This is a genomic window from Roseicyclus sediminis (genome assembly GCF_025515305.1).
GTDB lineage: Bacteria > Pseudomonadota > Alphaproteobacteria > Rhodobacterales > Rhodobacteraceae > Roseibacterium > Roseibacterium sediminis.
Genome location: NZ_JAOPHT010000003.1, coordinates 221,511 through 232,550 on the forward strand (window position 1 = coordinate 221,511; position 11,040 = coordinate 232,550).

Below are 11,040 nucleotides of genomic sequence, written 5' to 3' on the forward strand. Positions count from 1 at the left end.
AGCCATGGACACGATCTCGGAGAACCGTTGTTTCGGCGGGACGCAGGGCGTCTACCGGCACGTCTCGGACGCGACGGGCACGGAAATGACGTTCGGCCTCTTCGTGCCGGCGGAGGGCGCCTCGGGTCCCGTGCCGGTCCTGTGGTTCCTCTCGGGGCTGACCTGCACGCACGAGAACGCCATGGTGAAGGCCGGGGCGCAGAACTGGGCGGCGGAGCAGGGCATCGCGCTGGTCTTTCCGGACACCTCGCCAAGGGGCCCCGGCGTTCCGGACGATGCGGCCTACGACCTCGGACAGGGGGCCGGTTTCTACGTCAACGCCACGCAGGACCCATGGGCCGAGCATTTCCAGATGTGGGACTACGTGACCGACGAACTGCCCCGGAAACTGTTCGACCGGTTCGCGCTCGACGAGGAGCGGCAGGGCATCACGGGGCATTCCATGGGTGGGCACGGGGCGCTGACGATCGCCATGAGTTTTCCCGACCGTTTCGCCTCGGTCTCGGCCTTCGCACCGATCTGCAACCCGATGGAGAGCGACTGGGGCCGCAAGCAGTTCACCGCCTATCTCGGCGAGAACACAGCGCTCTGGGAGCCGCATGACGCGACGGTCCTGATGCGCGAGAAGGGGTTCCCGGGGCCGGTCCTGATCGATACCGGCACGGTGGACCAGTTCGGCGACCTGCTCGGCACCGAGGCGCTGGCCGAGGCCATGGTCGCGCGGCGGCAGAACGGGACGATCCGGATGCAGCCCGGCTACGACCATTCCTATTTCTTCGTCTCGACCTTCATGGAGGATCACGTGAGTTTTCACGCCGAGGCGCTCTATGGGGTGGACGCATGACCGCCCCTGCCGCGAACCGCGCCGGGACATCCGTCGACGCCGTCATCTTCGACATCGGCAACGTTCTGATCGAGTGGCAGCCCGAGCGCTATTACGACCGAACGATCGGCGAGGACCGCCGCCGCGCCATGTTCGCCGAGGTGGACCTGCACGGCATGAACGACCGCGTGGACCTCGGGCATGGGTTCCGTGACGTGATCTACGAAACCGCCGAGACCTATCCGCACTGGCGCGCCGAGATCCGCGACTGGCACGACAACTGGATCCAGCTGGCGCAACCGGTGATCCCGCATTCGGTGAAACTTTTGCGGACGCTGCGCGCGAAGGGTGTGCCGGTCTTCGCGCTGACGAATTTCGGGATCGAGAGCTTCGCCTACGCCCGGACCCAATTCGATTTCCTCAACGAGTTCGACCGCGAATTCGTCTCGGGGCACATGGGCGTGATCAAGCCCGATCCGCGCATCTACGAAATGGTGGAGGAGGAATGCGGCGTTCCGCCCGGCCGGCTTTTGTTTGCGGACGACCGGGAGAAGAACGTGGATGCCGCCCGCGCGCGGGGCTGGCAGGCGCATCTCTTCGAGGCGCCCGAGGGCTGGGCCGCGGCGCTGGTGGCGGCGGGGCTTCTGACACCCGAGGAGGCCGCGCCGTGAGCGTGGTCATCGTCGCCGCCGAGGCCGAGGCGCGGCTCGACTGGCTGGCCCTCACCGATGCATTGGAGGCGGGGCACCATCTTCCGAAGGCGGAGATCGGCGACACCTTCCTTTATCGCGGGGGCGATACGCTTCTCAGCCGGGCGGCCTGGATCGACGGGATGGGGATGCTGGTGAAGACGGCCACGATCTTCCCCGGCAATGCCACGCGGGGCGCGGCCGCGATCAATGGCGGCGTGACGCTCTATTCCGACGCGGACGGGACGCTCGAGGCGATCCTCGATTTCCATCTCGTGACGAAGTGGAAGACGGCGGGCGACAGCCTTCTGGCCGCCCGCAAGCTGGCGCGACCCGACAGCGGGACCATCCTGATCGTGGGCGCAGGCACCGTGGCGCGGTCGCTCCGCGAGGCCTATGGCGCGGCTTTCCCCCAGGCGCGGTTCCGCATCTGGAACCGGTCGCCGGACCCGGCGATGCGGCTCGCGGCGCAGTTCCCCGACACCGAGGCGGTGCAGGACCTGGAGGGCGCCGTGGGCGCGGCCGATATCGTGACCTGCGCGACGATGTCCACGACGCCCGTGATCCAGGGGGCGTGGCTGCGTCCCGGGACCCATGTGGACCTGATCGGCGCCTACCGTCCCGACATGCGCGAGGCCGATGACGATGTCCTGCGGCGCGGGCGGCTTTTCGTCGATGCGCGCGACACGACGCTCGGCCATATCGGCGAGGTGAAGATCCCGCTGGAGGCCGGCGTGATCGCCGAGCCGGACGTGCTTGGGGATTACTACGACCTGTCCGGCGAGGTCTTCGCACGGACCTCGGACGACGAGATCACCGTCTTCAAGAACGGAGGCGGCGCGCATCTCGACCTGATGTGCGCGCGTTACATCCTCGGCGCCGTCCAAAGCGGTTGATGGGCCATCGCCGGTTCCGGGGTCACGCGGCCATCGGGGTGGGCGCGCGGTCCTTCAGCGGCATCTCGCGGACCGGAAGGTGGACCAGCGCGCTCAGCGCGCCGACCCCGACACCGACCCACCAGACGGCGGTGTAGTCGCCGTAGATGTCGTACATCCAGCCGCCCAGCCAGACGCCGAGGAAACTGCCGAGCTGGTGGCTGAAGAAGACGATGCCATAGAGCGTCCCCATGTAGCGTAGGCCGTAGATGTAGCCCACGAGGCCCGAGGTCAGCGGCACCGTCGCCAGCCAGAGCGACCCCATGACCAGCGAGAACACGATCACAGTCAAGGGCGTGATCGGCAGGAGGATGAAGATCCCCGCCGCCACCGTCCGTCCGGTGTAGATCGACGCGAGCAGGAATTTCCGGGGGAACCGGTTTCCGAGCCATCCCGCCGTGATGGTGCCCGCGATGTTGGCCAGCCCGATGAGCGATATGGCGATCGCCCCCAGCGCCGAGGTCGTGGTGATCCCGATGCCATGCAGCATGCTGCCGGGTTCGATCGGGCCGCAAAGCTCGGTCACGAAGGCCGGGAAGTGCGCGGTGATGAAGCCGAGCTGGTAGCCGCAGGAGAAGAAACCCACGAAGATCAGCGTGAAGGACGGGTCGCGGAACGCGCGGCCCAGAACCTCGCCCATGCTTTCCTGAAGTTCCGCCCGGCTGGCGGGCGCCGGGCTGCGCAGCAGCGGCAGCGCGAAGAGCGACGCGAGGATGACCCCGGCGAAGACGAGAAAGACGCTCTGCCATGGCAGGAACGAGAGGAGCCCCTCGGCCAGCGGCGCGCCGATCACCTGTCCTGCGGATCCTGCCGCCGTGGCGATCCCGAGCGCGAGCGAGCGGTGCTCGTCCGAGGCCGCGCGCCCAACGACGGCGAGGATCACGCCAAAGCCCGTCCCGGCGATGCCGAAGCCGACCATGATTTCCAAAAGCTGATGCTGTTCCGGCGTGACGGCGAAGGCGGACAGGACGAGGCCGGTTGCGTACAGCAGCGCGCCCAGCACGATGGCCCGTCTGTCGCCGAAGCGCTCGGCGATGGCCCCGAAAATCGGCTGACCGATGCCCCATGCGAGGTTCTGGATCGCGATGGCGAGGCTGAACTCGGCCCGGAGCCAGCCGAATTCCTCGGCGATCGGGATCTGGAACACGCCGAAGCTCGCCCGGACGGCGAAGCTGAGGAGAATGATGATCGAGCCCCCGACGAGCACCGGGGTGAGAAGCGATTGCCTGGCCATGTCCGTCCCTTCCAGCACTTCGCTAGCCCCGGCGCGGCCCTTGGGCAATGCAGCTTTTCTGATGCCATACATAAGATAATCTTGTCTGGCGCCCGGGGCGGAATTCCCGGTGGCGATCCTGGCGCGAAAGGCGCTAGGAACGGCGCATGGGTCAGCATCTTCAAGCGATCTACGACACCCGAGTGGCCGAGGGCATGCTGCGTCCGGATCCGGCGCAACGTGCCGCGCTCCTGCGTCTGGAGGAATTGCGCGAGAAGCTCGAAGCGCCCGAGCGCAAGGGTCTGCTTGCGCGCTTCCGTCGCGTCGAGCCCGCCGGCAAGCAGGGGCTCTATCTCTGGGGCGGGGTCGGGCGCGGCAAGTCGATGCTGATGGACCTGTTCTTCGCCCATGTCGGGATCGAGGCCAAGCGGCGCGTCCATTTTCACGCCTTCATGCAGGAGGTGCAGGCCGCGCTGCACGAGGCCCGCAAGACCGGCGTGGACGACGCGATCCGCCCGGTGGCCGAGGCGATCTCGGCCAGGCTGCGCCTGTTGTGCTTCGACGAGATGCAGATCACCGACATCGCCGACGCGATGATCGTCGGGCGGCTTTTCGAGAAGCTGTTCGAGGCCGGGGTCGTCGTTGTCACCACCTCGAACCGCCCGCCGCGCGACCTCTACAAGGACGGTCTGAACCGGGACATCTTCCTGCCCTTCATCCGGCTTCTGGAGGAGCGGCTGGAGGTCGACGAACTGGAGGCTATGACCGACTACCGGCAGGACCGGCTGGCGGGCAACCCGGTGTATTTCGCACCTCTCGACAAGGCGGCCGGCCGCGCGCTGAACGAGATCTGGCGCGACCTCACCCATGGGCGCGAGGAGGAACTGGTGCTCGAGGTGAAGGGCCGGGCGGTGCACCTGCCGCGCTACTGGGCCGGCATGGCGCGCTGCACCTTCTGGGAGCTGTGTGGCCAGCCGCTCGGTCCGGCCGATTACCTCGCGCTGGTCGGGGCGGTGAAACTTCTCGTGGTCGAGGGCATTCCCCGGCTCGATTCGACACGGTTCAACGAGGCGAAACGGTTCGTGACGCTGATCGACTCGCTCTACGAGGGGCATGTGCGGCTGATCTGCTCGGCCGAGGCGGAGCCGGAGAAGCTCTATACCGAGGGCGAGGGCAGCTTCGAATTCGAACGCACCGCGAGCCGGCTGCGGGAAATGCAGGGCGCCGACTGGGGCAAGGGGCGGGATGGCACGGCCTGACCGCGCGGTGGCAGCGGACGACCCGGGGACCGGGCCGTCCTTGCAGTCTCACATGCCGCCGAGCGATGCGGCGAAGCCGGAGATGCCGTCCATCCCGAGATCGGCCAGCATGGTTGCCTCGCCCGTCGAAAGGTCGATGGCATAGAGACCCGCCGTCGTGGCGCCCTCGGCCTGCAGAATTGCATAGGCGCGGTCCGTGCCCTCTTCGGGCGAGACGATGTCGAAGCCGCCCATCGCGGAGACGTCCATCGCCATCCCGTCCACCGTGATCGGTCCGACCGTGGCGAGGGTGCCCTCGTTGTTGGCCAGCGTCACGAGCGCATCCGTCGCCGCGTCGAGCGCGAACTGCGCGGTCCCCGAGGCGGTCATCCCGGAAATGGCATTGGTGTAGGCATTGGCGAAGACCATCGGCGTCGCCGCTTCATTCGCGTCGCCCGCCGCATAGGCGAGGCCGGTGAAGCGGCGCACGGTCCCCGCGCGCTCATCGTTGTCCCCAAAGCCTTCCGGGAAATAGACGAGGTTGTCGCCGGCGGTGGACACGGCCCTGACCGCATCGATCGCGTTGTTGAAGTCGAGGCCGCCCATCGCGCCGTTCGCAAGGGCGGCATCCCCGACGAAGCTCGCGCCGAGGTCGGTCATCGCCCCGGTCGCGGGATCGATGGTGAAGACCGCTCCGTCTCCGATCCCCAGAAGTTCGCCGGTCACGGGACGCCACGCGATAGCCCTGAGTGGCGTTTCCAGCATGTGGACCATCGCGCTGTCGGGTGCGGAGATGTCCGGCATGACGGCGAGCGAGGAACCGCCCTGGGCAAGGACATAGCCCGCCGTCGCGGCATGTCCGTCGGCAAGGCTCGGTCCAGCCGCGAGCACGGCGAGGGTGGTGGCGGTGATCTGGCGCAACGACATGGTGTTCCTTTCTGAGTGCGGTGATCGATGTCGGCGCGTTCCAGCGTTCCGACGCCCATAGCCACGGCGGATCGACACCGGAAGTTTCAGCGCGCGGGAAAAAAATTCGGCCGGATGTTTCGTTGACCTCCGGCCCCGGCCAGCTACCGTGAAGCGCCCCGGAAGAAGGAGAGCCGCGATGCCCCGAACGACCCTGCCGACCCGCGCCCTGGCGCTTGCCGTTCCCCTTCTTCTTCTCGCGGCCCAGGCGGGCGCCCACACGGGTGAGGGGATCAACACAGGCTTCGCCTCGGGCTTCTGGCATCCGATCCTCGGTTGGGACCACGTGGTGGCGATGGTCGCCGTGGGACTCTGGGGCGCCTTCCTCGGCGCGCCGGCGATCTGGATCCTGCCGGTGGTCTTTCCGCTGGTCATGGCCTTCGGCGGGGCGCTGGGCGTGATGGGCGTGCCGCTGCCGGCGGTGGAGACGGGCATCGCATTGTCGGGCGTGATCCTCGGCCTTCTGATCGCCTTCGCGGTCAAGGCGCCGATTTGGGTTGCCGCCGTCATCGTCGGGCTGTTCGCGATCTTCCATGGCCATGCGCATGGCACCGAGCTGCCCGAAGCCTTCAGCCCCTACGGCTATGCGGTCGGCTTCGTGGTCGGCACCGGGCTTCTGCACATGGCGGGCATCGCCTTCGGCCTGCTCACGCGGTCGGAAACCGGCAAGCTGGCGGTGCGCGGCGCGGGCGGGGTCATCGCGCTGGTGGGCGCGGCGTTCCTCTTCGGTCTCGCCTGATCTTGCGGCGGATCGCGGTCGCTACGGGCGCGGCGCTCGCCGCCGGGCCGGCCTGGGGGCATGCCTTCGAGGCGGGGGCCGACGCCTACGGCCAGTTCGTCGAGGGTGTCGCGGTCATCGTGACCTATCCCGGCATCCTGCTTCCGGTGCTGGCGCTGGGCCTTCTCCTCAGCCTCTGGCGCAATGGCGGCCTGCCACGGGCCTGGCCCGTGTTCCTTGGCGGTCAGGCTGTCGGCATCTTCGCCGCATCTGCCGCCGGGCCCGGGGTGGCGACGGCGTTCATCGGCCTCGGGGTCGCGACGGCCGCGATCGCGGCGCTGGCGCCGTCCATCCCCGGCGCGCTGGCACTGGTCCTGGCAGGGATCACGGGCCTCGGCGCGCTCGGCGTCGCGCTCGAGGGGCATGGCCTCTTCGAGCTTCCACTGCTGACCCATGTCGGACTGATCTTCGGCACGAACCTCGCCGCCGCGCTTGCGGCCGGGCTGTCGCAATACGCGCTCGACCGGGTGCAGGCGGACTGGGTGCGGATCGGCTGGCGGGTGGTCGCGTCCTGGATCGGTGCGATCCTCGTCCTCTACTTCGCCTTCGAGGTCACGGGCGGCGTCAACTGAGGGGCAGCACGGACTCGCAGCTCAGCGGCTGGTCCATGGACTGGGTGGGCAGCGGCGTGTCGGGGTCGATGGAGCTTTCGCGGATCCAGGTATTGTCGATGCAGACATCCTGCGCCCAGTTGCCGCCGTTGAAGCCGAAGCCGGGATTGCCGCAATCGTCGACCTGCCCGTTGGCGTTCCACTCCTGGTAGGACTGCTCGAGGAAGAAGCCGCCCATCGGGAAGGCCATGGCGCGGGTATCGAAGAACAGCGTCCAGCTTGTCTCGGTGGTGCGGTCGCGCATGTTCCAGGACCCGACCGGAAGGCCGTTGTGATAGCCCCAGATGGCGAACTCGCTGATGTCGTCCTGGGTGATGATGCCGGTTCCCAGGAGATCGCCCGGAAAGCCGATGATCCCCTCCATCGTGAACCCGCCGGCACCGATCCAGCAGAACTGGAACCGCGCGGTATCGGACGGCGCCGCGGCCGTGGCGCTCATGGCAATCAGGATGGCGGCGAGGGGTGCTGAACGCATGGGCGCAGTCTCGGGGGTTGGGCCGGGCGGGTCAAGGTCGGGAAGGCCGCGCCCCGGCGATCAGCCGTTCTCGGCCAGCACGGTCCCGGCGAGGTAAAGCGACCCGCAGATCAGGATGCGCGCGCTCGGGGTCTGCCGGACGATATCCCGCACTGCGGCCGCAACGCTGTCCGCTTCCGTGGCGACCAGCCCGGCGGCGCGCGCGGCTTCGGCGGTGGCGGTCGCGGGCAGCGTGGCGGTCTGACCCGGGATCGACACCGCCCAGAGCCTTTCGGCGACCGGTGCGAAAGGCGCCATGAAGCCCGCCACGTCCTTGGTGTTCAGCATCCCGCAGACAAGGTGCGTCGGGCGCCGCGGCAGCGTGCCGAGCAGCGCGGCAATGGCGCGACCCGCATGGGGGTTGTGCCCGCCGTCGAGCCAGAACTCGGCCTCTGGCGCGGCTTCGATCAGGGGGCCCTTGCGCAGTCTCTGCATCCGAGCGGGCCAGGTGGCTTGTGTCAGCGCGGCTTCGCAGGCCTCCTCGCCCTGTCCAAGGGCACGGAGCGCGGCGAGCGCGATGCCCGCGTTCTCCACCTGGTGCGCGCCGGGCAGGGCAGGCATCGGCAGGTCCAGAAGTCCGGTTTCGTCCTCGAACACCAGTCGCCCGCGTTCCTCGCGGACGTGCCATTGCTGACCATGGGCGAGGATGGGTGCGCCCAGGCGCGCGGCGCGGTCCTCGATCACCTCGAGCGCTGCCTCGGCCTGCCGCCCGACGACGACGGGAACGCCTCGCTTGATGATCCCGGCCTTTTCGGCCGCGATCTGCTGCAGGGTGTCGCCGAGGTATTGCTGATGGTCCATGTCGACCGGCGTGATGACGGTCAGGCGGGGCGCCTCGATCACGTTCGTCGCATCGAGGCGTCCGCCGAGGCCCACCTCCAGCAGCGTATAGTCCGCCGGCGTTTCCGCGAAGGCCACGAAGGCCGCCGCGGTCGTGATCTCGAAATACGTGATCGGATCGGGGCCGTTGGCCACGAGACAACGGTCGAGAATGTCCGAAAGCGCATCTTCCCCGATAAGCTCCCCGGCGAGCCTTATGCGTTCGTGGAACCGCACGAGATGGGGCGAGGTATAGGCGTGGACCCTGTGGCCCGAACCCTCCAGCCCCGCGCGGATCATCGCGAGCGTGGACCCCTTGCCGTTCGTGCCGGCGATATGGACGACCGGTGGCAGGCGTCTCTCGGGATGATCGAGCGCGCCGAGGATGCGCCACATGCGATCCAGCGTCAGGTCGATGATCTTGGGATGAAGCGACATCATCCTCTCGAGGAGGAGGTCGGAGGACGGACCGCTCAAGATGCTCTCATGCTTTTGGGGGGCTGGACGGTCGGATCAGGGCGTCGTCGCAGGGGCGTCGCCCCCTGCGGCGGGTGCCGGCAGATCGCCCGCGACCGCGGGTGTCAGGCCGAGAAGCATTCGCGTGATGCGGATCAACTCGTCCCGCAACTCGGCGCGCGGCGTCACGCGGTCGAGCATCCCGTGGTCCAGCAGGTACTCGGCGCGCTGGAACCCTTCGGGCAGCTTCTCGCGGATCGTCTGCTCGATCACGCGGGGGCCCGCAAAGCAGATGAGCGCGTTCGGTTCCGCGATCTGGACATCGCCCAGCATCGCATAGGAGGCCGTGACGCCGCCCGTCGTCGGATGCGTCAGCACCACGATATAGGGCAGCCCCGCCTCGCGCAGCATCTGCACCGCGACAGTGGTGCGCGGCATCTGCATAAGCGACAGGATGCCTTCCTGCATCCGTGCGCCGCCGGCCGCCGAAAACAGGATCAGCGGGCGCTTGAGCGCGACGGCACGCTGGGCGGCGGCGATGATGGCGTTGCCGACATACATCCCCATGGACCCGCCCATGAACGAGAAATCCTGCGCGGCGGCCACGATCGGAGTGCGACCCATCTCGCCCTCGGCGACCAGCATCGCCTCGGCCTCGCCGGTCGCCTTCTGCGCCGCGCGCAGCCGGTCGGGGTACTTCTTCTGGTCGCGGAAGCGCAGCGGATCGTCCACCGGCGCGGGAACGTCGACCTCGTTGAAGATGCCGCCGTCGAACAGCGCCTCGAAGCGCTGGCGCGGGCTGATGGCCATGTGGTGGCCGCAGCTCGTGCAGACGTTCAGGGCTTCGGTCAGCTCGCGGTGGAACAGCATCGTCCCGCAGGCGTCGCATTTCGTCCAGAGGTTCTCGGGCATCTCGCGGCGCGAGAAGATCGAGTTGATGCGGGGACGGACGTAGTTGGTGATCCAGTTCATGCGGTGCTTTCGGGCGCTCGATCCGGCAAGGCGATGTCCGGCCCGAGATAGGCCGCGTGGGGGTGAAATGCAATCGCGGGCTCAGATGGCCTTGCGGCGGAGGATCAGCCGGATCAGCGCCCAGAGCGCCACGGTCATCGCGATGTCGAGGTAGAACAGCGGCCTGATGTCCAGCGAGGCGGGCGAAACCGGTGTGACATAGAGCGCAAGTCCCGAGAGCGGCCCGTTCGTCGCGACCAGCAGGATCGCCAGGGCATTGTTCACGAAGTGCAACGCCCAGGCCGCGCCGATATTGCCGGTGACGGCGGTAAGATCGGCGGCGAGGATCGCGAAGACAAAGACCGCGCCCATCATCAGCCAGGTGTTCTGTCCCATGATCTCGGGCTGGTAGTGCAGGGAGGCGAAGACCAGCGAGGGCAGGACCATCCATATCACGGGCGAGGCGAAGCGCGCGGCCAGTTGCTGTTGCAGGTAGCCGCGGAACAGGACCTCCTCGGCGCCGGTCTGGATCAGGACACCCACGAGCGCGAGCGGCAGGAAGCTTGCCCAGAGGCCGATCTCCAGGTTCGCAAGCGGCGTGGCGCCCGGCAACGGCACGATGGCGAAGACTGCGTAGACTGCGACGCTGACCGCGAAGGTGATCCCGAAATGGCGCGCCATCTGCGGAAACGGTCCGAAGAGACTGCCGACCGGGCGGCGATGGAACAGCTTGACCGCGGCCATCGGGCCAAGCGCCATTCCGACGAAGGTGGCCAGGAGAAGCAGCGTCCCGGTCGGCCCCGCGCCGCCCGCCATTTCCTCCATCCAGCGCTGGGCGCCGTCGGCCCCGCTCCAGGCGAGGACCAGCAGGAAGACGGCGGCGACACCGGCCGCGTAGACAACGGCGCACAGCAGCAGACCCGCCATGAGCCGCCACAGCTGGGGACACAAGCGCGCTGGCGCCACGAAGGGCGCGTGTTCGGAATACTGCATCGTGCCTGCCTGCTCGATTTTTTGTTTTGCGGGAGTGTAGCGGGGTTTGCCCCA

12 protein-coding genes are annotated in these 11,040 nt (G+C 68.0%); 6 read left to right on the forward strand and 6 right to left on the reverse strand.

Annotated features, from left to right (window positions below; translation table 11 throughout):
* The first annotated feature begins 4 nt into the window (after nucleotides 1–4).
* From fghA to N8I71_RS05925, 3 genes are read left to right on the forward strand one after another with little or no spacing between them, the layout of a single operon-like run.
* The gene (fghA, locus tag N8I71_RS05915) at nucleotides 5–844 is read left to right on the forward strand and encodes an S-formylglutathione hydrolase (RefSeq protein WP_262877018.1); all 840 of its coding nucleotides are present in this window, start codon (nucleotides 5–7) and stop codon (nucleotides 842–844) included.
* Entirely contained in the window at nucleotides 841–1,494 is a 654-nt protein-coding gene (locus N8I71_RS05920) for an HAD family hydrolase (RefSeq protein ID WP_262877019.1), read from the forward strand. The genes fghA and N8I71_RS05920 overlap by 4 nt, the downstream gene beginning before the upstream one ends.
* Nucleotides 1,491–2,408, forward strand: coding sequence for an ornithine cyclodeaminase family protein (locus N8I71_RS05925; protein ID WP_262877020.1), 918 nt, complete (start codon nucleotides 1,491–1,493; stop codon nucleotides 2,406–2,408). The genes N8I71_RS05920 and N8I71_RS05925 overlap by 4 nt, the downstream gene beginning before the upstream one ends.
* Nucleotides 2,409–2,430: 22 nt before the next feature.
* On the opposite strand, the gene N8I71_RS05930 is transcribed toward N8I71_RS05925, so the two are convergent.
* The gene (locus tag N8I71_RS05930) at nucleotides 2,431–3,681 is read right to left on the reverse strand and encodes an MFS transporter (protein ID WP_262877021.1); all 1,251 of its coding nucleotides are present in this window, start codon (nucleotides 3,679–3,681) and stop codon (nucleotides 2,431–2,433) included.
* Between the two features lie 146 nt (nucleotides 3,682–3,827).
* Here N8I71_RS05930 and zapE point away from each other — a divergent pair, with 146 nt between their 5' ends.
* Complete coding sequence (zapE, locus tag N8I71_RS05935) at nucleotides 3,828–4,919, forward strand: cell division protein ZapE (protein WP_262877022.1); 1,092 nt, start codon at nucleotides 3,828–3,830, stop codon at nucleotides 4,917–4,919.
* Nucleotides 4,920–4,967: 48 nt separating this feature from the next.
* Here the strand turns inward: zapE and N8I71_RS05940 are convergent, their stop codons facing one another.
* Nucleotides 4,968–5,825, reverse strand: a complete 858-nt coding sequence (locus tag N8I71_RS05940; RefSeq protein ID WP_262877023.1) for a DUF4394 domain-containing protein — start codon at nucleotides 5,823–5,825, stop codon at nucleotides 4,968–4,970.
* A 178-nt stretch (nucleotides 5,826–6,003) separates the two neighbouring features.
* Between N8I71_RS05940 and N8I71_RS05945 the strand changes: the two genes are divergently transcribed.
* Nucleotides 6,004–6,603 carry a HupE/UreJ family protein gene (locus tag N8I71_RS05945; protein ID WP_262877024.1) on the forward strand — a complete coding sequence of 200 codons (600 nt, stop codon included), beginning with the start codon at nucleotides 6,004–6,006 and terminating at the stop codon, nucleotides 6,601–6,603.
* Nucleotides 6,604–6,605: 2 nt separating this feature from the next.
* Nucleotides 6,606–7,214 (forward strand): hypothetical protein, encoded by a 609-nt coding sequence (locus tag N8I71_RS05950; protein WP_262877025.1) that lies wholly within the window; start codon nucleotides 6,606–6,608, stop codon nucleotides 7,212–7,214.
* Here the strand turns inward: N8I71_RS05950 and N8I71_RS05955 are convergent.
* The 4 genes from N8I71_RS05955 to N8I71_RS05970 form a co-directional block, all read right to left on the reverse strand.
* Nucleotides 7,207–7,728: a hypothetical protein gene (locus N8I71_RS05955; protein WP_262877026.1), complete on the reverse strand. Its 522-nt coding sequence runs from the start codon at nucleotides 7,726–7,728 to the stop codon at nucleotides 7,207–7,209. The genes N8I71_RS05950 and N8I71_RS05955 overlap by 8 nt on opposite strands.
* A 60-nt stretch (nucleotides 7,729–7,788) precedes the next feature.
* Nucleotides 7,789–9,063, reverse strand: coding sequence for a bifunctional folylpolyglutamate synthase/dihydrofolate synthase (locus N8I71_RS05960; RefSeq protein ID WP_262877027.1), 1,275 nt, complete (start codon nucleotides 9,061–9,063; stop codon nucleotides 7,789–7,791).
* 36 nt (nucleotides 9,064–9,099) lie between these two features.
* The gene (accD, locus tag N8I71_RS05965; protein WP_262877028.1) at nucleotides 9,100–10,014 is read right to left on the reverse strand and encodes an acetyl-CoA carboxylase, carboxyltransferase subunit beta; all 915 of its coding nucleotides are present in this window, start codon (nucleotides 10,012–10,014) and stop codon (nucleotides 9,100–9,102) included.
* 81 nt (nucleotides 10,015–10,095) lie between these two features.
* The gene (locus tag N8I71_RS05970) at nucleotides 10,096–10,986 is read right to left on the reverse strand and encodes a CPBP family intramembrane glutamic endopeptidase (protein WP_262877029.1); all 891 of its coding nucleotides are present in this window, start codon (nucleotides 10,984–10,986) and stop codon (nucleotides 10,096–10,098) included.
* Nucleotides 10,987–11,040: the final 54 nt, after the last annotated feature.